Below are 25,500 nucleotides of genomic sequence, written 5' to 3' on the forward strand. Positions count from 1 at the left end.
ATGAAGTTATTTCATACAGCGGATTGGCATTTAGGCAAGCTTGTTCATGGCGTGTATATGACTGAAGATCAAAAGATTGTATTAGATCAGTTTGTACAAGCTGTTGAAGAAGAAAAACCAGATGCCGTAATTATTGCAGGGGATTTATATGACCGAGCAATTCCACCAACAGAAGCAGTAGACTTATTAAATGATGTATTACAAAAAATAGTTATTGATTTACAAACACCAGTTATCGCAGTTGCAGGAAACCATGATAGTCCAGATCGAATACATTTTGGTAGTAGTTTAATGAAAAAGCAGGGATTACATATTGCAGGACAATTTCAATTCCCATATGAACCTGTTGTATTACATGATGAATATGGTGAGGTTCACTTCCATCTCGTTCCATATGCGGATCCAAGTATAGTAAGACATGTATTGAAAAACGAAGATGTCCGTTCTCATGATGATGCAATGCGTATTTTTATGAATGAACTTTCTGAAACGATGGATAAAGAAGCTAGACGTGTATTTGTTGGACATGCATTTGTAACTTCGGCAGGTGAAGCGGAGGAGAATACAAGTGATGCAGAACGACCACTTTCAATTGGTGGTGCTGAATATGTAAATAGTCATTATTTTGATAAGTTTCATTACACAGCGCTTGGACATTTACATCAAGCGCATTTCGTACGTAATGAGACCATTCGATATTCAGGTTCGCCACTTGCCTATTCAATTTCTGAAGAAAAACATAAAAAAGGATATTATATTGTGGAACTGGACGAAAAGGGTGAAGTAACAATTGAAAAAAGGTTACTTTCACCACGTCGTAAAATGCGAACAGTTGAAGCAGAAATAGATGAATTATTACAGCATCCAGTAAGTGAAGATTACGTATTTGTAAAATTATTAGATGAAAATCCTGTCTTGCAGCCAATGGAGAAAATACGCTCTGTATATCCAAATGCAATGCATGTTGAAAGATCGATTCAAAGGCGAGAGTTCACAGATGAAAACGAAGTAACCGTTTCAAGACATAAAACAGATGATCTATCTCTTTTAAAAGCTTTTTATAAAGAAATGAAAGGCTTAGATTTATCAGAAGAGAAAGAACGTCTATTTATAGAGGTATTACAGACAGTGCAAGAACGGGAAGGTGAACGAGGATGAGACCGATTCAGCTTATTATGACAGCATTTGGACCATATAAACAGAAAGAGGTAATCGATTTTAATGATCTTGGAGAGCATCGTATTTTCGCCATTTCTGGAAATACGGGAGCTGGAAAGACAACGATTTTTGATGCGATTTGTTACGTATTATATGGTGAAGCTAGTGGAGAAGAACGTAGTGATACGAGCATGCTTCGAAGTCAGTTTGCTGACGATGATGTTTATACAAGTGTAGAACTAACTTTTCAGTTAAAAGGGAAACGCTATGAAATAAAACGACAACTTGGCCATAAAAAACAAGGGAATAAGACGATTACAGGACATGCAGTAGAATTATACGAAGTTATTGATGGAGAAAAGGTCCCATCTGTTGATCGTTTTCATGTAACAGATGTAAATAAAAAAGTGGAAGATTTAATTGGATTAAGTAAACATCAATTTAGCCAAATTGTTATGTTACCACAAGGAGAATTTCGAAAACTATTAACATCTGAAACAGAAAATAAAGAAGAGATTTTACGTCGTATTTTTAAAACAGATCGCTATAAACTAATGCGTGAGTTACTTGATCAAAAACGTAAACAATGGAAAGATGTTTTACAAGAAAAACAAAAAGAACGTGAGCTATATTTCCGCAATGTTTTTAAATTACCGGTTCGTGATGGTGCTTTGTTAGAAGTTTTAATAGAGCAGGAGCATGTAAATACACACCAAGTAGTAGAGGCACTAGAACAAGAGACAATTTGGTACACAGCGGAAGTTGAGCAATTACAAATAGAACAAGATGTTCAAACGAAGCAATTGAAAGATGCAGAAACGCGTTTTCATGCAGCAAAATCTATAAATGAGAAATTTAAGGATTTAGAACAAAAGAACGAGAAATACAACACTTTACAAGAAAACCGTGCAGTCATTGAAATGAAGGAAAAATCTTTTAAACGTGCGGAACAAGCAAAGCGTTTATTACCATTTGAGCAATGGTATGAGGAAGCGATGCTAAATGTGCAGAAGGCTGAAAGTTTATTAAAACAAATAATTTCCAAAAAAGAACAAATAATGAACAGTTTTGAGCTTGCTCAGGAGAAGTATGAAGCAGTAAAAAATAAAGAATCAGAACGAGAAGATGCAAAAAAACTTGTTCAAAGATTAGAAGAGCTACAACCAATTATTTCATCATTAGCTGAGAAAAAGTTAAATTTACAAAATACTGAAATTCAAATAGGGAAATTGAAAGAAAGTATGCAGAAGATTGATCAACAACTAGAAGAGCATACAAATCAAAAACAGAGAATGTCTGGTGAATTACAACAATTAGAACAAGCGCTTGAGCAATATGTAGCGAAAGTAGAAGAACTAACGAATATGCGAGAAGATGCAAAAGTTTTAAAGCAAGCATATGATGTTTGGCAAGAGAAACAAAAATTCGAGCAAGAAAAAGAAGCTGCATTTCATAACATGCAAATGGCAGTTCGTGCATATGAAAGTATGGAACGCCGCTGGTTAAATGAACAAGCAGGTATATTAGCTCTTCATTTACATGATGGTGAATCTTGCCCAGTATGTGGTAGTACGAACCATCCGAAAAAAGCTACGGAACAAAGTGATGCAATTGATGAAAAAGAGTTAAACGATTTAAGAGACAAAAAGAACGTTGCTGAAAAATTACATGTTCAAATAGAGGAGAAATGGAATTTCTATCGATTACAATATGAACAGGTGATAGAAGAAGTCATGAAGCGAGGGTACCATTCAGTACAATTAGTTGAAACATACAGTGCGCTCGTTCAAAAAGGAAAACAATTAGCAGCAGAAGTTAATGCGTTAAAAGAAAGTGAAGAAACGCGTAAGCAGATTGCCGTGAATATAAAAAGCGTAGAAGAAAAAGTAGAAGAACTTCAGAAACAAAAGCGTGAAGTAGAAACAGTGCAGCACCGTACAGAGATGGAGTGTATGCAGCTTCGTACGTCATATGAGTATGACAAGCAAAATATTCCAGACAATTTACAAACTGTACAAGCTTGGAAAGTACAGTTTGACCAAGCTCTGCAACAACTCAAGTTACTGGAAGATGAATGGAATAAGGTGCAAGAAGCGTATCAACATTGGCAAAATGAAAATATACGTATTCAAGCAGAACATGAGGGTGCTTCTAATCAATTTGTAAGTGCAAAAGAGAAGAAAAAAGAGACTTTCACTCGCTTTATGAAAGAGTTAGAACAGAGCGGATTTACAGATCAATTAACGTATAAAGAAGCTAAATTAAATGATGCCGAGATGGAGATGTTACAAAAAGAAATTCAAAGTTATTATTCATCTCTTGAAGTGCTTGCAAAACAAATTGAAGAGCTAAACTCAGAATTAAAAGATAAAGAGTTTATGGATATTACATCGTTAGGTGAACACATAAAAGAATTAGAAATCAATCTCGACATAATTAAAGAAAAACGTCAACGTGCTCAAAACGCTGTAACATATATTTCTGATTTACATGAAAATATTAGACGTATTGATGAACAAATTCATGAGGAAGAAAAAGCTTTCCAAGAACTTGTTGATTTATATGAAGTAATGAAAGGTGATAACGAAAGCCGCATATCATTCGAGCGTTACATCTTAATTGAGTATTTAGAACAAATTGTTCAAATTGCAAACGAACGACTACGTAAATTATCAAATGGACAATTTTATTTAAAACGAAGTGAACGAATTGAAAAGAGAAACCGTCAAAGTGGATTAGGTTTAGATGTATATGATGCATACACCGGCCAAACACGTGATGTGAAAACATTATCTGGTGGTGAGAAATTTAACGCATCACTTTGCTTAGCGCTCGGAATGGCAGACGTAATTCAAGCGTATGAAGGCGGTATTTCCATCGAAACGATGTTTATCGATGAAGGTTTCGGTTCATTAGATGAGGAGTCATTAACAAAAGCAGTTGATGCCTTAATTGACTTACAAAAATCAGGCCGATTTATCGGTGTCATTTCACACGTTCAAGAGCTGAAAAACGCAATGCCAGCTGTATTAGAAGTAACGAAGCAGAAGGATGGATGTAGTCAGACTAGGTTTGTGGTGAAGTAAGTTTGGAAAATGGCGTAGGGAATCTACCGATACCTTTAGTGTCGTATGTATGACTAATAAAACGTCGTCTCTTCAGTGGAGACGACGTTTTATTTTACTAAATATCTATGAATTATCGGAAGAAGGCGGCGTATTTGCCAAACGGTTATAAGCTTTAAAAGCTGCGATTGCCGATATAACACCACCTGCTAAAAATAGAGTTGATCCACCAACTAAAATGATACGACTGACATATGTCTCACGTGCTTCTTCGACTTGTTCTTGTAACGCTGTAGGCATATGAAATCCTCCTTTACCAAATTGTTTTGTAAATAGTATATACAAACGCCTAAAATATGTTAAAATTACTGAATAGTTTTATGCAGAAGGTACTTAGTGTAGAATGAATTATTCAATACGTAGTAGGATGCAAGTTGTTTAATAAATCTTCATCATAAATATATGCTAACTTCACATACAGCACATATTAACATTGTATTATGTATATGTACCAAATAAATAAATGAATAAAGTAAATAATTATAAGTTCTGTTTTTGAAAATTTAAAATCCTATTATTTCTATATAAAGGCCTTGAACGGGAGTATTGAATTTTTGTAGAAATGGATCTTAATAAAAAGGAATTCATATAAAAGGGGAATGTCTTATGACAACATATACGAGTGAGCTGAAAAAAAGTGTAGTTTCAGAAGAAGATGTAGATATTTTAAAAATTATGGCGCATCCAATCCGATTACAAATTGTAAATGAATTAAGTACAAGAAAAACTTGTAATGTAACACAATTAACAGAATTGCTGAATATTCCACAATCGACTGTCTCGCAACATTTATCAAAAATGAAAGGTAAAGTGTTACGAGCTGAGAGAAAGGGTTTAGAAATTTATTATCACATTAATAATTTAAAAGCGAGTAAGATTGTTAATGTTTTAGGATATATAAATTAATGAAGTATTATTATATAAAATAGCCTCTGCTGGTGAGCAGGGGCTATTTTGTGTTGTTTTATGTATTTGTATTTAAAATTTTATAGTTTTTATGATTTACAATTGTTCGATCAAATTCAAAAGTACCACCGCTTACATCTGTAATTTCAACTAAGACCGATTCAGTATATAGTTTTAGTACAGATCCTGTAATCCTTAAATTATTTCGTTGAAAAAGTATAGTATCCCCTACGTTTGCTTTCATAGTACCTCCTTATTTAAGAAAGAAATATTTTATATTATATATATTAAACCACGTATAGATATATTAGTGAATGTTTAGTTTTATTTATAGATAAAATATTTTTTGTTTTATGAAAATTAAAGCGCGATATTATGTGGAAAATTGTATTTTTGCTGTTTTTAAGTAGGAAATTACAAAATATACGAAAATAGAAATGCGGAAAGGGTGGGATTTTGGGATACAAGCATTGCAACAAAAATCCAGATTACAAGACTATTAAATGACTTGTATCAAGAAATGTGGGTGCAACATGTTACAAAATCTGAAGAGTAAAAGAAGAATAGATTTTTTTTTGTTGTATAGGAAAATCAAAATTTTGAAATCCAGCCATGGTATAACTCAACATATAACCTTTTTAAAGAAGATGCGAAAACAGCTGTAAGTCGTATTGATGTATAACATTACAAAAGTACGTATTTAATAAGCAGTTTTTTGTATTTCACCCTTCGTTTTATGTAACTGATTCCATATTTTTGACGCTCTATATTGTAAGTGCTTACATAAACAGAGACATCCTATACAATGAAGGTGTTAAATCAAAAGAGGTGGCCAAAATGAACATAAAAAAAGCAAATTTAGCGAATAGCATTGAAATAGAAAGAGGAGGCGGGATGATATGAAAAAATCAACTGTTAATCCATGGCTTGTTGTCCTTGGTACAGTCATAGTACAAATGGGGCTTGGAACGATATATACATGGAGCTTATTCAATCAGCCTTTAGTTAGTAAGTACGGTTGGAGTCTTAACGCTGTTGCTATAACTTTCTCAATTACAAGCCTTTCTTTAGCGTTTTCAACTTTGTTTGCGAGTAAATTGCAAGAAAAATGGGGACTTCGTAAACTCATTATGATAGCTGGACTAGCATTAGGACTAGGATTAATACTTAGTTCACAAGCTTCCTCATTAATATTGCTTTATGTACTAGCAGGAGTTGTTGTAGGTTATGCAGATGGTACAGCATATATCACTTCACTATCGAATTTAATAAAATGGTTTCCAGAGCGTAAAGGTTTAATCGCTGGTATTTCTGTCTCTGCATATGGTTCAGGTAGCCTAATCTTTAAATACATTAACGCACAGTTGATTGAATCAGTTGGTGTATCACAAGCGTTTATATACTGGGGTTTGATTGTTACAGCTATGATTGTGATTGGGGCTTGTTTGATCCATCAAGCTGCTGATCAAGGGGCGGTTCATGAAACAAAAACGCAGGAATATACAACGAAAGAAATGCTAGGCACAAAAGAAGTATACTTATTATTTATTATGTTATTTACATCATGTATGAGTGGCTTATACTTAATTGGCATGGTAAAAGACATCGGTGTTCAACTTGTAGGGCTAAACGCAGCAACAGCAGCTAATGCGGTGGCTATGGTTGCAATCTTCAATACATTAGGTCGTATTATTCTGGGACCGTTATCAGATAAAATTGGCCGTCTAAAAATCGTTACTGGTACTTTTGTTGCTATGGCGACTTCAGTCTTGGTTCTAAGTTTCGTAGATTTAAATTATGGTATCTACTTCGTCTGTGTAGCAAGTGTAGCGTTTTGCTTTGGTGGAAATATCACTATTTTCCCAGCTATTGTTGGTGATTTCTTCGGCATGAAAAATCATAGTAAAAACTACGGAATTGTGTATCAAGGATTCGGGTTTGGAGCGCTTGCAGGTTCCTTTATCGGTGCAATTCTAGGTGGATTCAAACCAACTTTCATGGTGATCGGCGTATTATGTGTCGTGTCATTTATTATCGCAATTTTAATTCAAGCACCTAATCAGAAAAAAGAAAAAGAAGAAGAGTTTCGTAGCGTAGCGTAAGTATTTCAATCTACTATAACTAAAAAGTGCCCTATTTAATAGGGCACTTATTTACGGTATTTTATAAAATTACGAAAGGGGAGTGGATGTCAAATCACTTTCCTTTTTCTTTATGAACTATTTTTAATTGTTTTTCTCTACCCAGCCTTAATAATTTACGGAATTTTACTAATAAAAGAGCCAGTAAAACAACTATTTGGATTATATTGGAATGTTATTAAACGATACACAATATATAAACTTCTTAATAAATCTTAAATTATAAATAGGACATTCGTTCAGAAATGCAAGATGTTAAATAAGATATTTTCAGAAAAATATTGAGAAAAGAATAATTAATATTTTTGATAAAATATTGTAGGCGAAGAAAACTAGAGGTTCTCTTTTTGAATTTCAAAAAAGATGATAAGGAATTATGGATTAAATCTTTATTTAAAGTACTTTTTAATGCCTATAGATGCAGTCTGGCATAGAAACGTAAAAAACATTTTATCTGAAAAATAAAAAAAGATTGACAAGGTTATTGAGAAATATTATCATTTCGGTGTAAGAATAGTAAATGAAAAACATTATCAATGGATTTGATTTTGATGAAAAGTACACTTGACCAATTAGTTTAGTCAGTGTATTATTTTTTACAACATAAATGATAATGAAAATCGTTATCATTTATGTTGTTTACTAAGATTAATTTTTATATGAAAGGATAGAGGAAATGAACTTAGGGGAATTTGATGGGAAAACCGTTTTAGTAACAGGCGCCGCTCAAGGTATAGGTAGTGTTGTAGCAAAAATGTTTTTAGAAAGAGGAGCAACAGTTATTGCGGTTGATCAAAATGAAGAAGGGCTAAATATGTTATTAAATCATTATGCATCGTATGAAACACGTATTAAGACATTTCATTTAGATGTGAGTGATAGCACTGCTGTTGAAGAGGTAGTAAAACGAATTGAAAATGACGTAGCACCTATAGATATATTAGTAAATGTCGCAGGAGTTTTACGAATGGGAGCGATTCACTCTTTAAGTGATGAAGATTGGCATAAAACATTCTCTGTAAATTCGACAGGAGTTTTCTATATATCCCGAGCAGTAAGTAAACGTATGATGGTGAGAAAGTCAGGGGCAATTGTTACAGTTGGTTCAAATGCGGCAAATACTCCGAGAATGGAAATGGCTGCGTATGCTGCATCAAAAGCTGCAACGACGATGTTTATGAAGTGTTTAGGATTAGAACTCGCAGCGTATAATATTCGCTGCAACTTAGTTTCTCCTGGTTCTACTGAAACTGAAATGCAAAGGTTACTATGGGCTGATGAGAATGGAGCTAAAAATATAATTGCTGGTTCTCAAAATACATATAGACTCGGAATTCCGTTACAAAAAATTGCACAGCCTTCAGAAATTGCTGAAGCAGTATTATTTTTAGCTTCAAATAAAGCAAGTCATATTACAATGCACAATTTATGTGTCGATGGCGGAGCTACATTAGGAGTTTAATAAAAAATTCAGGAGGTTTTATACTATGAATGAACTTACAGCCGTAAAGGGACTGTCAGAAAAACTTTTAGAAGATTATAAGACTGAATCTTCATTCTTTTTTGCTTCACCAAATCGAACGATATTGACAGAAGGAGAGTTTACTACAGTAAAACATAGTGGAATTGAAAGTTTTCCAGAGCTTGTAAATGCGGTATTAAGTAATGCGAAACAAGCTGGAAATCCAAATCCTATCGTTGTTGGTGCTTTGCCATTCGATCGTAGAAAAGAAGTACAACTTATCGTACCAGAACATAGTAGAATTGCTGAGCGCTTACAGTTAGAGGCAACAAACGAGATAAAACGAAATGAGAAACTTACATTTGAAATGACACCAGTTCCAGATCCTGAAGTTTATATGGATGGTGTGAAGCAAGGAATAGCAAAAATTCAGGACGGAGATTTAAAGAAAATCGTTCTATCTAGATCGTTGGATGTTAAGTCCTCTGAGAAGATTGATAAACAAAAACTACTTCGTGAATTAGCAGAGCATAATAAGCACGGTTATACATTTGCAGTTAATTTACCGAAAGATGAAAACGAGAAAAGTAAGACGTTAATTGGAGCGAGCCCTGAATTGCTCGTTTCACGTAATGGTATGCAAGTTATTTCTAATCCGTTAGCTGGCTCAAGACCACGAAGCGAGGATCCAGCTGAAGACAAAAGAAGAGCAGAAGAATTACTTTCTTCTCCAAAAGATTTACATGAACATGCGGTAGTAGTTGAAGCAGTTGCCGCTGCGCTTCGTCCGTACTGTCATACATTACATGTTCCAGAAAAACCATCAGTTATTCATAGTGAAGCAATGTGGCATTTGTCTACAGAAGTGAAAGGTGAACTTGAGGATCCAAATACTTCTTCTTTACAATTAGCAATTGCCCTTCATCCTACGCCAGCAGTTTGCGGAACTCCAATGGAAGAAGCAAGAGATGCTATTCAAAAAATCGAGCCATTTGACCGTGAATTCTTTACAGGAATGTTAGGGTGGAGCGATTTAAATGGAGATGGCGAATGGATTGTTACAATTCGTTGTGCTGAAGTGCAAGAAAATACACTTCGTTTATATGCAGGAGCTGGAGTTGTTGCTGAATCAAAGCCAGAAGATGAGTTAGCAGAAACGTCAGCTAAATTCCAAACGATGCTGAAAGCTTTAGGGTTAAATGATAGTTCATTGAATGAAAAATAGGGGGAAGAAAGAATGTTAGCAGGTTATACGGAATGGCCAAAAGAATTTGCCGATCGCTATCGAGAAGAAGGGTGTTGGCTTGGTGAAACATTTGGCGGAGTGTTAAGAGAGCGTGCTGAGAAATATAGAGATCAAATTGCGGTTGTAAGCGGTAATAAGCATATAACGTATAGTGAACTTGATAAAAAGGTAGATCGCTTAGCTTCAGGTTTACTGAATTTAGGAATAAAGCAAGAGGATCGAGTTGTAATCCAGTTACCTAACATTATAGAGTTTTTCGAAATATGTTTTGCACTATTTCGAATTGGAGCGCTTCCTGTTTTTGCATTACCTTCACATCGAAGCAGTGAAATTAGTTATTTTTGCGAGTTTGGTGAGGCGAGTGCTTACGTTATTTCAGATAAAGCACTTGGATTTGATTACCGAAAATTAGCAAGAGAAGTGAAAGAGAAAGTTTCAACTTTGCAACATGTAATTGTAGTGGGGGAAGAAGAAGAATTTGTGAACATAAGTGATCTTTATATAGATCCGGTTCCATTACCAGAAGTTCATCCAAGTGATTTTGCGTTTCTCCAACTATCAGGAGGGACAACAGGACTTTCTAAATTAATTCCTAGAACACATGATGACTATATTTATAGTTTACGTGTTAGCGCTGAAATTTGTAATTTAAATGCAGAAAGCGTCTATATGGCAGTTCTTCCAGTAGCACACAATTATCCGATGAGTTCTCCAGGAACATTTGGAACTTTCTATGCGGGTGGAAAAGTAGTGTTGGCAACTGGCGGTAGCCCAGATGAGGCGTTTGCTCTTATAGAAAAAGAAAAAGTTACGATTACAGCGCTCGTTCCACCGTTAGCAATGATTTGGCTTGATGCTGCATCTTCCCGTAATAACGATTTATCGAGCCTGCAAGTACTTCAAGTAGGTGGAGCGAAATTTAGCGCTGAAGTTGCAAAGCGTATTCGCCCTACATTTGGATGTACGTTACAGCAAGTGTTCGGTATGGCGGAAGGTTTAGTAAATTACACAAGATTAGATGATCTAGAAGAAATCATTATTCATACACAAGGTAGACCGATGTCTACATTCGATGAAGTCCGAGTTGTTGATGAAAATGATAACGATGTAAAACCTGGGGAAGTAGGTAGTTTATTAACACGAGGGCCATATACAATTCGTGGTTATTATAAAGCGGAAGAGCATAATGCACGATCATTTACAAAGGATGGCTTTTATCGCACAGGTGATCTTGTAAAAGTAAATGAACAAGGTTACATCATTGTAGAAGGAAGAGATAAAGATCAAATTAACCGTGGTGGTGAGAAGGTTGCTGCCGAAGAAGTTGAAAATCATCTATTAGCACATGATGCAGTCCATGATGTAGCAATTGTATCTATGCCTGACGATTATTTAGGAGAACGTACATGTGCCTTTGTTATAGCTCGCGGACAAGCTCCAACTATAAGTGAATTAAAAATGTTTTTAAGAGACCGTGGTATAGCAGCTTATAAGATTCCTGATCGAATTGAATTTATTGAATCATTCCCGCAAACAGGTGTTGGAAAAGTAAGCAAAAAAGAATTACGTAAAGTAATTGCTGAAAAACTTATTACAGTAAAACGATAAAAAACTATTAAAATCGGAAGGAAGTGATTAGATGGCTATCCCATCTATTTCAGTATATAAAATGCCAATTGAATCAGAACTACCAAAAAATAAAGTGAATTGGACACCAAATCCGAAACGTGCGGTTCTTCTAATACATGACATGCAAGAATATTTTCTTGATGCATATAGCGATAAAGAATCACCAAAAGTAGAACTAATTTCAAATATTAAGGTGATAAGAGAAAGATGTAAGGAACTTGGTATACCAGTTGTTTATACAGCACAACCCGGTGGACAAACGCTAGAACAACGAGGGTTATTACAAGACTTCTGGGGGGACGGTATTCCTGCTGGACCTGATAAAAAGAAAATTGTCGATGAACTTACTCCTGATGATGATGATATATTCCTAACAAAATGGAGATATAGTGCATTTAAAAAGACAAATCTATTAGAAATCTTAAATGAACAGGGGAGAGATCAACTTATTATTTGCGGTATTTATGCGCATATTGGCTGCCTTTTAACAGCTTGTGAAGCATTTATGGATGGTATTCAGCCATTCTTTGTAGCAGATGCGGTTGCTGATTTTTCACTAGAGCATCATAAACAAGCATTGCAGTATGCATCTGATAGATGCGGAGTAACGACATCAACAAACTTACTGTTAAAAGATTTACAAAGTGTAAAAGGTGATGAGAGTGAAGAAATCACTTTACAGGAAGTGCATGAACTAGTTGCAAAACTACTCCGTGAACCAGTAGAGAGTATTGAAGTTGATGAAGATTTATTAAATAGAGGACTTGATTCGGTCAGAATGATGAGTTTAGTAGAGAAATGGCGCCGCGAAGGGAAAGAAATTACTTTTGCAGATCTAGCAGAAAGTCCAACTGTTGCTGATTGGTACCGCGTATTATCTTCACAAACAGAACAGGTGCTGTAACAAACAGATTACATAATAAAGGGGTAGTAAAGAATGCCTAATAGTCAAAAGGTTCGTCATTCATTATCATCTGCGCAGACTGGTATGTGGTTTGCGCAGCAATTAGACCCGCTTAATCCGATTTATAATACTGGGGAATATGTAGAAATAAACGGAAATATTAATCAAGAAATTTTCGAATTGGCTGTACGTAAAGTTGTAACAGAAGCAGAAGCACTTCATGTTCGTTTCGAAGAGGATGAAATTGGCCCATGGCAAGTTATTGTGGAATCGTCAAAGTTTCATATGCATTTTATTGACGTCCGTAAAGAAGAAAATCCTGAAGAAGCCGCTAAAGTATGGATGAAAAATGATTTATCTATGCCAGTCGATTTGAAAAAAGACAAATTATTTACTGAAGCACTTATTCAAGTTGAAAATAATCGTTTCTTTTGGTATCAGCGCATCCATCACATTGTGATGGATGGCTATGGATTTTCACTTCTTAGCCAAAAGGTAGCGAATGAGTATACATCACTTATAGAAGAAACAAACAAGAATGAAAAGCCATTTGGTTCTCTTGCAAAAATTGGACAAGAAGATATTGAGTATCGTGAATCTAAACAACTTCAGGAAGATCGTGCTTTTTGGTTAGAGAAGTTTGCAGATGAACCGGATGTCATAAGTTTAGCAGAGCGAGCGCCGAGAACATCAAATGGATTTTTACGAGAAACTGCTTATTTATCTAGTTCTAGTACGAAAACTTTACTAGAAGATATCAATATTTCGTTAACAAGTTGGCCGGAATTCATTGTCGCTGTAACAAGTATTTATATGCATAAATTAACAGGTGAAAATGATATTGTTTTAGGTTTACCGATGATGGGGCGTCTTGGTTCTGTATCTATTCATACACCAAGCATGGTAATGAATTTAGTTCCACTTCGTCTCACTGTAACTCCAAATATAACTCTTGCGGAATTAATACAGCAAGTTTCTAAAGAAATCCGAGACGTACGTCGTCATCATAAATATCGTCATGAGGAATTAAGACGAGACTTGAAGTTACTAGGTGAAAATCAAAGGTTGTTTGGGCCGTTAGTGAATGTTATGCCTTTTGATTACGGACTTAACTTTGCTGGAAATCGTGGTATTACACATAATTTATCAGCAGGACCAGTCGATGATTTATCAATAAATGTATATAAACGTTTCGATGAAAATGAGTTAATGATTCATTTTGATGCAAATCCGGAAGTATATAGTGACACGGAACTAGCATTGCATAAAGAAAGATTTATGAATCTATTAGAATTAGTAGTAAATAATTACGAGAAAAACGAGTCGATTGGAAAAATAAACATTACTCTTCCTGAAGAAAATCATAAAGTTTTATTGGAATGGAATGAAACTAAGGAAGCTGAAGGGCTAATCAATCTACCTTTATTATTTGAAAAACAAGTACAAAAAACTCCAAATAAAATAGCGGTTACTTGTAACGGAATAAAACTTACGTATAAAGAGCTAAATGAAAGAGCGAATGAACTAGCCCACTATTTAACAGAAGAAGGAATACAAGCAAATCAGTTTGTAGCCTTAGTATTTCCAAGGTCAATAGAAATGGTAATTAGTATGCTTGCAGTTCTAAAGGCTGGTGCAGCGTATTTACCGATAGATCCAGAATACCCAGCAGAGCGAATTCATTATATAGTAAATGATGCAAAACCAGTTTGTATCATAACACATTCATCCGTTTCGTCTGCTTTCGTTATAGAAAATGATAGTAAAAAAATCGTATTAGATAGTGAAGAAATGAAAATAGCGTTAAAAACATATTCTCATATGAATATACCATTTAAAAATGATGGATCACTTTTAAACCCAGCTTATACAATTTACACTTCAGGATCAACAGGGAAGCCAAAAGGTGTAATTGTTCCTATGAAAGGTTTAAGTAACTTCTTATTAGCTATGCAAGATATGTTTTCATTAAATGAAAAAGATCATTTATTGGCAGTTACAACGTTTGCGTTTGATATTTCTGCTCTAGAAATTTATCTACCTCTTATTAGTGGTGCAAGTTTAACAATTGCACAAAAAGAGGTAATTCAAGAACCTTCTTGGTTAACAACACTTTTACAAGAAGAAAGAGCAACAATTATGCAAGCTACACCGACGTTATGGCAGGCGTTAGTAACTGAATATCCAGAGAGGCTACAAGGGCTAACTGTGCTCGTTGGTGGCGAAGCTCTTCCAGCACAGTTAGCAAATAAATTAAAAGAATTAGGTTGCTCTATTACAAACTTATATGGACCGACTGAGACGACTATTTGGTCTACTTCCATGAACATTGATGAAAGTGAAAGTGGTATCCCTCCTATTGGAAAGCCAATTCGGAATACAGAAGTGTATGTATTGGATGCAGGGTTACAACCAGTTCCACCTGGAGTTATCGGTGAATTATATATTGCAGGGGAAGGACTTGCGAACGGATATTTAGGAAAACCTGAGTTAACGGTTGAACGATTTGTTGCAAATCCATATGGAAAACCGGGAGCGCGTATGTACCGCACAGGTGATCTTGTGAAATGGCGTAACGATGGTGTGCTAGAGTACATGAGTCGCGCAGATCATCAAATTAAAATTCGTGGTTTCCGAATTGAATTAGCTGAAATTGAAACGGTATTACAACGACATGAAAATGTTCAACAAGCGGTAGTAATGGTACGAGAAGATCATCCAAATGATAAACGAATCATCGCGTATATCGTTGCTGAAGAGACGGAAACGATTCATCTTTCAGAAATTCGCTCTTATGTTTCAGAAAGTTTAGCGAATTATATGGTACCATCGGCATTTGTTGTGCTAGAAGAATTACCATTAACACCAAATGGTAAGGTTGATAGAAAGAAATTACCTGCTCCTGATTTTAATGGAATGAACAATGAGAGAGTTGCTAGAAATCCGAAAGAAGAAATATTATGTGATTTATTTGCAGAAGTACTTGGTGTGTCGCGAATTAGCATTGATGATAATTTCTTTGAAATGGGTGGTCATTCGCTTCTTGCATCCCGTTTAATGGTAAGAATTCGTGAAACGTTAAGTGTGGAATTAGGAATCGGAAAACTATTTGAATCGCCAACTGTTGCTGAACTAGCGAAACAATTGGATCGAGCAAAAAGCGCAAGACCAGCTATTAAGAAAGGAAGTAGACCAAGTGAAGTTCCGCTTTCATTTGCACAGCGCAGGTTATGGTTCTTAAATTGCTTAGAAGGTCCAAGCCCTACTTATAATATTCCGTTAGTCATTCGTATGTCTGGAAAATTGAACGAAGAAGCTTTACAAGGTGCCTTTTATGATGTAGTTGAGAAACATGAAACACTTAGAACGATTTTTCCAAACGTATTAGGTAGTTCCTATCAGAAAATTTTAGATATGGAAAACTTAAATTTAGAAATGATTATAACAAAAACATGTAAAGATCAATTAGAAAGTGTACTTTCAGAGGCGGTAACATATAGCTTTAACCTCGATGTTGAGCCAGCAGTTCGTTTACAACTTTTTAAAGTAAGTGAAAACGAACATGTATTACTAATTCTTTTACATCATATTGTAGGAGATGGATGGTCATTACAACCGTTAACGAGAGACTTCACAGCGGCTTATAAAGCACGATGTCAAGGTGACAAAGTTCAGCTGGAGACACTTCCAGTACAATACGCAGACTATTCACTTTGGCAACAGCAACTACTAGGTGATGAAACGACACCAGAGAGTCTTATTTCAACACAATTAGATTTTTGGAAAGAAGAGCTAAAAGGTTTACCAGATCAAATGGAGTTACCTACAGATTATCAGCGTCCAATTGAAACGAGTTATCGCGGGGAAACAATTCATTTTCATATAGATGAAGGTATGCATAGTAGGTTAGTAGAGCTCGCTCGTAAAAATGGAGTTAGTTTGTTTATGGTATTGCAAGCGGGACTGAGTGCACTATTTACAAGATTAGGTGCTGGTACTGATATACCCATTGGCAGTCCGATTGCTGGAAGAAATGACGATGCGCTATCAAATATAGTTGGTTTATTTGTGAATACATTGGTGTTACGTACAAATACATCAGGAGATCCAAGTTTTAAAGAATTATTAAATAGAGTGAAGCAGGTAAACCTTGCAGCTTATGAAAATCAAGATGTTCCATTTGAACGACTTGTTGAAGTATTAAACCCAGTACGTACTCGAAATAGTCACCCGCTATTTCAAGTTATGTTAGCTTTCCAAAATACGCCAGAAGCAACGTTTGATGCTCCAGGTTTAGAAACAAGCCTTGAAATTCAAAGCGTTGGTTCTGCAAAATTTGATTTAACATTTGAAATTAGTGAGAGTAACGGAATTGATGGTACTCCAAACGGCTTATATGGTTTATTGGAGTTTAGTACTGATTTATATAAACGTGAAACGGTTCAAAAATTAGTAGAACGATTCATTCTGTTATTAGATGATGCAACGAGACATCCGGATCAATCAATTGGTAGATTAGAAATATTAACTTTAGTAGAGAAAAATACAGTGTTAGAAAAGTGGAATGGTGGTTTTCAAATTGTACCTGAAATGACATTGCCACAATTATTTGAAAAGCAGGCTCATGTAAGTCCAAATTCTATTGCTGTCGTCTTTGAAGATGAAAAGTTAACTTATGAAGAATTAAATAGAAAAGCGAATAAAATAGCTCGTTTGCTAATAGCGAAAGGAGTCGGTCCTGATCAACTCGTTGCTTTAGCAATGCCGAGATCTTTAAATATGGTTGTAAGTTTACTTGCGGTTCTTAAAGCAGGAGCAGGTTATCTTCCATTAGATCCGGATTACCCGTCAGATCGTATTTCATTTATGCTCCACGATGCGAAACCATCATGTGTTTTAACAAATTCAGATGTGGAAATTGAATGTGATGAGGAACTGAAAATTTTAGTTGATGATGTGAAAGTAATAAAAGAAATAGAGAAGTATAGTGAAGATAATATTGATGAAATGGAGCGCATGAAGCAGTTATCGCCTTCACACATTGCGTATGTTATTTATACGTCAGGCTCAACTGGTAGACCGAAAGGCGTTATGATACCTCATCAAAATGTAGTAAGACTTTTAGGAGCAACTGATCATTGGTTCCAGTTTGACGCGAACGATGTTTGGACGATGTTCCATTCATATGCTTTTGATTTCTCGGTTTGGGAAATTTGGGGACCTTTATTATATGGAGGGCGTTTAGTCGTAGTACCACATACTGTAAGTCGTTCGCCGAAAGAATTTTTACAACTTCTTGTTAAGGAAAAGGTTACTGTTTTAAATCAAACTCCATCAGCGTTCTATCAATTGATGCAAGCAGATCGTGAAAATGAAGAGATTGGTCAAAAATTATCTTTACGATATGTTGTTTTTGGAGGAGAAGCACTTGAGCTAAGTCGATTAGAAGATTGGTATAGTCGACATTCTCATAACGCACCAAAGCTTATTAATATGTACGGTATTACGGAGACGACAGTACATGTTAGTTATATTGAATTAGATGAAACAATCGTCTCTTTACGAGCAAATAGTTTAATTGGGTGCAGTATACCTGATCTTAAAGTGTATGTGTTAGACAACTATTTACAACCAGTGCCACCTGAAGTAGTTGGAGAAATGTATGTTGCAGGTGCAGGGCTTGCTCGTGGATATTTAGGAAGAGCAGGCTTAACTGCAGAACGGTTTATCGCAGATCCATTTGGTAAGCCAGGTACAAGAATGTATCGTACAGGAGACTTAGCACGCTGGCGTAAAGATGGGACGCTAGATTATATAGGACGTGCAGATCACCAAATAAAAATTCGTGGATTCCGAATTGAATTAGGGGAAATAGAAGCGGTAATAATGAAACACCCTAAAGTTGAACAAGTAGCCGTTATTGTACGAGAAGATCAACCAGGGGATAAACGATTAGTTTCTTATATCGTCGCATCAAATAATGAAATGATTGATACGAATGAAATGCGTCAGTTCGCTGGAGGTAGTTTACCAGATTACATGGTTCCATACGCTTTTGTTGTAGTAAATGAGTTGCCTTTAACTCCAAACGGTAAATTAGATAGAAAGGCATTGCCAGCTCCAGAATTTATAGCATCATCTTCTAGCCGTGGTCCAAGAACACCGCAAGAAGAAATGTTATGTGACTTGTTTACAGAAGTTTTAAGTGTGCCTCAAATTGGAATTGATGACGGATTCTTTGATCTTGGTGGCCATTCACTTCTTGCAGTGCAGCTTATGAGTCGCATTAAAGAAGCGCTTGGAGTGGAACTAAATATTGGGACTTTATTTGCAGCACCTACCGTTGCAGGATTAGCTGAAAGACTTGAAATGGGGAATGGTCAAAGTGCACTTGATGTGTTGCTTCCATTACGAGCAAGTGGAGACCAATTACCACTATTTTGTGTACACCCAGCAGGTGGATTAAGTTGGTGCTATGCAGGACTTATGAAATCTTTAGGAACAGATTATCCAATCTATGGTGTACAAGCACGTGGTATCGCTAAAAATGAAGAACTTCCAAAAAGTTTAGAGGAGATGGCGGCGGATTATTTAAAACACGTTCGTGAAGTACAGCCTCACGGACCATATCGTTTACTCGGTTGGTCGCTTGGAGGAAATGTTGTTCATGCAATGGCGGCACAACTACAAAATGAAGGGGAAGAAGTAGAATTACTCGTTATGCTGGATTCTTATCCTGGTCACTTCTTACCGAATACGGAAGCACCTACTGAAGAAGAAGCGTTAATCGCATTACTTGCTTTAGGTGGGTATGATCCAGATAACATGGATGGAAAACCACTTACTATGGAAAGTGCAGTTGAAATACTTCGTAAAGATGGAAGTGCATTAGCAAGTCTTGAAGAAGAGACGATTTTGAACTTGAAAGAAACATATGTAAATTCAGTAGGGTTGTTAGGGAGGTACGTACCGAAAGTTTATAACGGAGATATCTTATTCTTTAGATCTACTGTTATACCAGACTGGTTTGATCCTATTTCTCCAAATACGTGGCTCAATTATTTAGACGGGCAAATTGTGCAGCACGATATTGATTGTAGACATAAAGATTTATGTCAGCCAGGTCCGCTTACAGAAATTGGACAAGTATTAGCGAAATATTTGCAGAATAAGAAAGGGGTAAGTAGAGTATGACGAATCCATTTGAAAATGATAATTACACATATAAAGTATTAATAAATGAGGAGGGCCAGTATTCTCTCTGGCCTTCCTTTCTCGATGTACCTATTGGATGGAATGTCGTACATGAAGAAGCTAGCAGAGAAGTTTGTTTAGAATATGTTGAAGTTAACTGGAACGATTTAGAGCCGAAAAAAAATGAAATTAGCGAAGAAGTATTAGTAGGAAAACGATAATGAAAGTAAAAATAAATCCAAAAGTAGTTGTGAGCATCGTTTATATAACAGCGATGTTTATGGCTGCGATGGACGCAACGATTGTGAATGTAGCACTGCAAACGATAAGTAAAGAACTACAAGTACCTCCATCTGCAATGGGGACGGTTAATGTTGGGTATTTAGTTAGCTTAGCTGTTTTCCTTCCGATTTCTGGTTGGTTGGGAGATCGCTTTGGTACGAAAAGAGTATTTTTAATTGCTCTTTTCGTATTTACAACTGCATCAGCATTATGTGGAATTGCAAATGATATTACTTCATTGAATATTTTTCGTATCATTCAAGGTGCTGGTGGAGGACTTTTAACACCAGTAGGGATGGCGATGCTATTTCGTACATTTTCACCAGAGGAAAGACCGAAAATTTCTCGATTTATTGTACTTCCAATTGCCGTTGCACCAGCGATTGGACCAATTATTGGCGGTTTCTTTGTAGATCAAATGTCTTGGCGCTGGGCATTTTATATTAATTTACCGTTTGGAATCGTAGCGTTACTATTTGGTCTTCTATTTTTAACAGAGCATATTGAAAAATCGGCTGGTCGATTTGATTCTCTTGGCTTTATTCTTTCAGCACCAGGCTTTGCGATGCTCATCTATGCACTTAGTCAAGGGCCATCAAAAGGTTGGATTTCTCCAGAGATTATAAGTACTGGAATAGCTGGGACTGTATTCATTGCATTGTTTATACTTGTAGAACTTAAAGTAAAGCAACCAATGTTAGATTTACGTTTATTAAAAGAACCGGTCTTTAGAAAAATGAGTCTTATTTCATTATTTTCATCAGCTGGATTACTAGGAATGTTATTTGTTTTTCCACTTATGTATCAAAATGTGATAGGAGTTTCCGCGCTGGAATCGGGTCTTACGACATTCCCAGAGGCGATTGGATTAATGATTTCTTCACAGATTGTGCCATGGTCATATAAGAAATTAGGAGCTCGAAAGGTAATCTCGATTGGATTAATATGTACGGCGATTATCTTTGTTTTATTAAGTTTTGTAAATCACGATACGAATCCGTGGCAAATACGGGCATTATTGTTTGGCATAGGTATTTTTTTAGGTCAGTCTGTTGGAGCAGTTCAATTTTCTGCTTTTAACAATATCGCACCACCTTCTATGGGAAGAGCAACTACTATATTCAATGTGCAAAACCGACTAGGATCTGCAATAGGAGTTGCTGTTTTAGCTAGCATATTATCTGGATTTGGAAGTAATAACATACAGAATAATACACAGTCAGATTTCTTACCATATCAAGCGGCATTAATTGGTTCAGCAATATTTTTACTAGTAGCATTACTATTCTCTTTACGTATTTCTGATAAAGAGGTAATGTCAAAGAAGAAAGAAAAAACATTATCTGTATCAAAAAAAGAGAAAGCACTTGTCAATGAATAACAATATACGTATGCTTTTTTAATGAAAATTGATATTCGTTGAATAAAGGAGAGTTTACATGATAGAAAGTAAAGTTGTAGATTCTATACCAACTTTGAATGAGAATGAATGTCAAATATGGTGGGGAAGAATTTCAGATTTACAATCATGGCATTACAATTTGTTAAATGATGTAGAGAGAGAAAAAGCAAATTCCTATCATCATTCGGCAGATCGTGCCCGTTGTATAATAGGTTGCGTAATTAGTAGATTAGTTCTTGGAAAGATACTTTCTATGTCGCCAGTTCAAGTACCGATTGACCGAATGTGCCCAGTATGCAAGTTACAACACGGTAGACCACAATTACCAGAAGGGATGCCGCAATTATCAGTTTCACATTCAGGTGATTGGGTAGTCGTTGCATTTACAAAATCTGCACCTGTTGGTGTTGATGTTGAACAAATGAATCCAAATGTAGATGTTATGAAAATGGCTGAGGGTGTATTAACAGACATTGAAATAGCAGAAGTTATGAAATTACCAGATAAACAGAAACTAGAAGGGTTTTTAACATATTGGACTCGTAAAGAAGCAGTATTGAAGGCGACAGGCGAAGGACTATTGATTCCACCAGTACATATAACAGTATCAGCTCCGAATGATCCTCCAAAATTGTTAATTTTTAAGGACAGGCAAGAGTTAGCAGAAAATACAATGATGGAAGATGTAAGGCCTAGTTTAGATTATATGGCTTCCATTGCAATATTTAGTAAAGAAGTGACTGAAATTACGCAGTTAGACGCGGTAGCGCTTTTAAATCTTAAATAAAATATTTTATAGAAGAGGTGTTCCTCATGTTAGTAGCGGAAAATAGAAAAAGCGAATTAACTTATAATGTACAAGCAATTAAAAACATTTTATTTTCTGGAGATACATCATCTATTCATGCTTTAGAAAAGCTTTTGAATGATACAGTTCAGTTTGATGTTCTCGAACAAGAGGTACTTGATAGACAGTACATTCCGAAAGAAGCAAAGAATTTCTTTGATAAAAACGGAACATTTCTTTACCGCGTATCAAATGTTAGTTATAAAGGTAAGGTATTATCTGAAAATCTGATTTTTGCAGATACCTCATTTTTACCAGATACTATAAAGCAAGAATTAGAGGATGGAAATATTCCAGTTGAAAAACTTATAGAAAAAATGGAAGTAAGAAGGAACGTATTATACGAAGGATATCAGCCATCTGGAAATATTATCGAATTGTTTGACGGATGTTCAGTAGCAGCGAATGTTTATCCGACTAGAAAATATCAGATTGTAAGTAACTGCAAATGTATATTTTATATTTGTGAAGTATATCATGCTGAGAATATTAAGGAATTGCTTAAATAACATAAGAAACCAGCCTTTTTATAGGCTGGTTTCTTATGTTATTTTACAGCTTCTTTTAACTCTTTACCTGCTTTAAATGCTGGAACTTTACCAGCAGCAATTTGAATTTCTTCTCCAGTTTGTGGATTACGACCTGTACGAGCAGATCTTTCACGCACTTCAAAAGTTCCGAAGCCAATCAATTGAACTTTATCACCAGATTGTAATGCATTAGCAATTGTGTCAAATACGGATTGTACAGCTGCAGAAGCATCCTTTTGTGAAATATCAGCCGATTGTGCCACATTTTTAATTAATTCTGTTTTGTTCATGTTTTCACCTCATAAAAAAATTTTTAGAATGAATGTTTTAGTATAATGGATAGTAAAGATAAAGCTATCTCTATGGTTTGAAAGAATGCTATATAGTTATGTTAATTTCGTTGCAAGAGACTGAATCCCTGCTAATAATTAGGGATTAATTAAGAATTGATGTATATAAAAAGCAATAGTCTGAAGATGAGGGGGAATATACAAATGATTTTTCGTGAAAAAAATGAGAAAGAGAGTATATTAATTCGTCAACATGATCATGGTTTTTTAGCTGGAGAGATTGCAAGGCATATAAAAGAAGATTTTTTTGAAAATAAAACATACTTAAAAGAGACAATTGAAGCAATATATGAGCATGATAGAGGATGGATAGAGCTTGATAAAGTACCAATTTTGAATGATGCTAAAAATATTCCATATACATTTATGGATTGTCCCAGTTCATTACGCTTTGTTTTTTATACGATTGGTTTGAACGAAATTGAAGATTCTAATCCATATGGGGCGTTACTTTGTAGTAAACACTTTTTATCATTTCCACTAAATGAGGAAGATGAAGAAATGATGTCTTTTTATAAACATGAATTGGAGCGACAAAAAAGAATATTGAAAACGTTAACAAAAGAACAATATGCGATGTTCGATAAACATTATAGATTATTAAAGTTTTGTGATGAACTTTCATTATATGTATGTATGAATAAACCTGGTGTTAAGAAAGAAAATGAAATTGATTTATTTAAAAGCGGTTTGGAAGGAACTGAGATTTTTAATGAGAAAGACAATAAACCACTACAAGCTGAATGGGTCGATGAAGAAACGATACGAATTGGACCATGTCCATTTAAAGCGGAATTTGAGACATATGTAGAATATAAAACTATAAATAATTATTCAATTAAAGAAAAAGGAATCGTAAAAGCTGATAAAGATTCAGACGTTAAGAAGCAAAAAATATGTTTCATACAATAAAGAAATGATTAAGACTGAAAGATTACATATTTAAACGAAGTGGTGTATTGTGAGTAACATAGTTTGGTAGAAGCCGAGACTTTGTTATAAAAGTCTCGGCTTCTGTTTTAGTCTTAGTATTTCTTAAGAAGCTTTATTTTCTTGTAATTGCTTAGCGTATTGTACAGCCTTATATGCATTGACTCTACCGTTCTTCCAGTACGTACCTGTACCACTAATTTTATCAGAAGTTGACTCAATAATTTGGCGGATTTGTGTATTGCTATACCCTTGATTTGCTAAAAGAGCAGCGACTCCTGCAACGTGAGGTGTTGCCATAGATGTCCCACTTAATGATTGATACGTGCTTCCTTTATATGTGGAATATATATTTGAACCTGGAGCTGCAACATCTACCCAGCTACCATAAGTAGAAAATGAAGATTTTTTATCTGATTGATCTGTAGAAGCAACTGCAATCACTTCGCTGTAATAAGCAGGGTAATTAGCTTTTGTATTTCCAGCATTTCCAGCAGCTGCAACAATAACAGAGCCTTTATTCCATGCATATTGAACGGCTTGTTGTAAAGCAGTCCCCCCATTTGGAGCGCCTAAGCTTAAACTAATTACTTTTGCACCTGAATCAGCAGCTTCTCTAATACCTTGCGCTACAGCATCAAGAGTACCACTTCCTTGATTATCTAATACACGGACAGCATAAATTGAAGTCTGCGGGGCAACACCAGCAATTCCGACACTATTATTCGTAAGTGCTCCAGTAATTCCAGCGCAATGTGTACCATGACCATTACCATCATCAGATGTATTGTCGTTATCAACATAATCATGTCCGTAAATCACTTTAGAAGCTAGATCAGGGTGTGAACCTTGAACTCCTGTATCAATAATAGCTACTTTTACACCAGGATCACTTCGTTGACTATCCCAGGCTTGTGGAGCTTGAATCTTTTGTAATCCATATTGACTATTAAAATACGGATCGTTCGGAGTCCAAAAGGCATGAACGTAATAGTTAGGCTCCGCATATTCCACATCTGGATTATTTTTATAACTCTTTATTTTTTCTTTTACAGTACCTTTTGAAAATTGAACGACTTCAAAACCTAATTTATCATCTTTAGATAAAACATTAGCACCGACAGATTTGTGAAAAGATTGCACATTACTTAAAGATGCATTTTGTTTGAACTTAACGATTAATTGGTTAGGGACGTAATCAGTAGATGATGTTTCAGCACTTGAAGTATTTGTGTTAAAGAAGAAACCACCGATAATAAAAGATAAAACAGATAGGAAAACAATGATTTTGTTTTTCAAAAGATTTTTCCTCCCTTTTCTTGGATGAGTTTTTCAGTGACGCTTTAATGTCGCATTCCTTTTCAACTATATAGTTAGACCATACGATTTATGAC

Annotated in this window: 18 protein-coding genes; 14 read left to right on the top strand and 4 right to left on the bottom strand. The window is 35.4% G+C overall.

The features are described from left to right. Both ACQKNR_RS05305 and ACQKNR_RS05310 read left to right on the top strand, forming a co-directional pair. Positions 1–1,158, top strand: coding sequence for an exonuclease SbcCD subunit D (locus ACQKNR_RS05305; protein ID WP_427315924.1), 1,158 nt, complete (start codon positions 1–3; stop codon positions 1,156–1,158). Then, positions 1,155–4,244: an AAA family ATPase gene (locus tag ACQKNR_RS05310; RefSeq protein ID WP_427315926.1), complete on the top strand. Its 3,090-nt coding sequence runs from the start codon at positions 1,155–1,157 to the stop codon at positions 4,242–4,244. Before ACQKNR_RS05305 ends, ACQKNR_RS05310 begins: the two co-directional genes overlap by 4 nt. Positions 4,245–4,349: 105 nt before the next feature. Here the strand turns inward: ACQKNR_RS05310 and ACQKNR_RS05315 are convergent, their stop codons facing one another. Next, the gene (locus ACQKNR_RS05315; protein WP_001141670.1) at positions 4,350–4,523 is read right to left on the bottom strand and encodes a hypothetical protein; all 174 of its coding nucleotides are present in this window, start codon (positions 4,521–4,523) and stop codon (positions 4,350–4,352) included. 366 nt (positions 4,524–4,889) lie between these two features. On the opposite strand from ACQKNR_RS05315, the gene ACQKNR_RS05320 reads away from it, so the two are divergent. Further along, positions 4,890–5,189, top strand: a complete 300-nt coding sequence (locus tag ACQKNR_RS05320; RefSeq protein WP_427315928.1) for an ArsR/SmtB family transcription factor — start codon at positions 4,890–4,892, stop codon at positions 5,187–5,189. A 58-nt stretch (positions 5,190–5,247) separates the two neighbouring features. Here ACQKNR_RS05320 and ACQKNR_RS05325 read toward each other — a convergent pair whose 3' ends face one another. Beyond that, on the bottom strand, positions 5,248–5,433 hold the full coding sequence (locus ACQKNR_RS05325) for a YkvS family protein (RefSeq protein WP_427315929.1): 186 nt from the start codon (positions 5,431–5,433) through the stop codon (positions 5,248–5,250). A gap of 655 nt (positions 5,434–6,088) precedes the next feature. On the opposite strand from ACQKNR_RS05325, the gene ACQKNR_RS05330 reads away from it, so the two are divergent. From ACQKNR_RS05330 to ACQKNR_RS05375, 10 genes are all read left to right on the top strand, one after another. Further along, a complete protein-coding gene (locus ACQKNR_RS05330; RefSeq protein WP_427315930.1) occupies positions 6,089–7,291 on the top strand; it encodes an L-lactate MFS transporter in 1,203 nt (400 codons plus the stop codon). A gap of 715 nt (positions 7,292–8,006) precedes the next feature. After that, entirely contained in the window at positions 8,007–8,792 is a 786-nt protein-coding gene (gene dhbA, locus ACQKNR_RS05335) for a 2,3-dihydro-2,3-dihydroxybenzoate dehydrogenase (RefSeq protein ID WP_427315932.1), read from the top strand. A 25-nt stretch (positions 8,793–8,817) separates the two neighbouring features. Further along, the gene (dhbC, locus tag ACQKNR_RS05340) at positions 8,818–10,017 is read left to right on the top strand and encodes an isochorismate synthase DhbC (RefSeq protein WP_427315934.1); all 1,200 of its coding nucleotides are present in this window, start codon (positions 8,818–8,820) and stop codon (positions 10,015–10,017) included. Positions 10,018–10,029: 12 nt separating this feature from the next. After that, complete coding sequence (locus tag ACQKNR_RS05345; RefSeq protein WP_427315936.1) at positions 10,030–11,646, top strand: (2,3-dihydroxybenzoyl)adenylate synthase; 1,617 nt, start codon at positions 10,030–10,032, stop codon at positions 11,644–11,646. A 31-nt stretch (positions 11,647–11,677) separates the two neighbouring features. Then, positions 11,678–12,571: an isochorismatase family protein gene (locus ACQKNR_RS05350; RefSeq protein WP_427315938.1), complete on the top strand. Its 894-nt coding sequence runs from the start codon at positions 11,678–11,680 to the stop codon at positions 12,569–12,571. 33 nt (positions 12,572–12,604) lie between these two features. Next, entirely contained in the window at positions 12,605–19,765 is a 7,161-nt protein-coding gene (locus tag ACQKNR_RS05355; RefSeq protein WP_427315940.1) for an amino acid adenylation domain-containing protein, read from the top strand. Next, on the top strand, positions 19,762–19,986 hold the full coding sequence (locus ACQKNR_RS05360) for an MbtH family protein (protein ID WP_427315942.1): 225 nt from the start codon (positions 19,762–19,764) through the stop codon (positions 19,984–19,986). The genes ACQKNR_RS05355 and ACQKNR_RS05360 overlap by 4 nt, the downstream gene beginning before the upstream one ends. Further along, a complete protein-coding gene (locus ACQKNR_RS05365; protein ID WP_427315944.1) occupies positions 19,986–21,428 on the top strand; it encodes an MDR family MFS transporter in 1,443 nt (480 codons plus the stop codon). The genes ACQKNR_RS05360 and ACQKNR_RS05365 overlap by 1 nt, the downstream gene beginning before the upstream one ends. A gap of 58 nt (positions 21,429–21,486) precedes the next feature. Then, a complete protein-coding gene (gene sfp / locus ACQKNR_RS05370; protein WP_427315946.1) occupies positions 21,487–22,236 on the top strand; it encodes a 4'-phosphopantetheinyl transferase Sfp in 750 nt (249 codons plus the stop codon). Between the two features lie 26 nt (positions 22,237–22,262). Then, positions 22,263–22,805 carry a cold-shock protein gene (locus tag ACQKNR_RS05375; RefSeq protein WP_427315948.1) on the top strand — a complete coding sequence of 181 codons (543 nt, stop codon included), beginning with the start codon at positions 22,263–22,265 and terminating at the stop codon, positions 22,803–22,805. A 38-nt stretch (positions 22,806–22,843) separates the two neighbouring features. On the opposite strand, the gene ACQKNR_RS05380 is transcribed toward ACQKNR_RS05375, so the two are convergent. After that, positions 22,844–23,116 carry an HU family DNA-binding protein gene (locus tag ACQKNR_RS05380; RefSeq protein ID WP_001043905.1) on the bottom strand — a complete coding sequence of 91 codons (273 nt, stop codon included), beginning with the start codon at positions 23,114–23,116 and terminating at the stop codon, positions 22,844–22,846. 204 nt (positions 23,117–23,320) lie between these two features. On the opposite strand from ACQKNR_RS05380, the gene ACQKNR_RS05385 reads away from it, so the two are divergent. Further along, entirely contained in the window at positions 23,321–24,088 is a 768-nt protein-coding gene (locus ACQKNR_RS05385; protein WP_427315950.1) for a DUF3891 family protein, read from the top strand. 123 nt (positions 24,089–24,211) lie between these two features. Here ACQKNR_RS05385 and ACQKNR_RS05390 read toward each other — a convergent pair whose 3' ends face one another. Continuing rightward, the gene (locus tag ACQKNR_RS05390; RefSeq protein ID WP_427315952.1) at positions 24,212–25,405 is read right to left on the bottom strand and encodes a S8 family peptidase; all 1,194 of its coding nucleotides are present in this window, start codon (positions 25,403–25,405) and stop codon (positions 24,212–24,214) included. Positions 25,406–25,500: the final 95 nt, after the last annotated feature.

This window comes from Bacillus sp. NPDC094077 (assembly GCF_050279465.1).
GTDB lineage: Bacteria > Bacillota > Bacilli > Bacillales > Bacillaceae_G > Bacillus_A.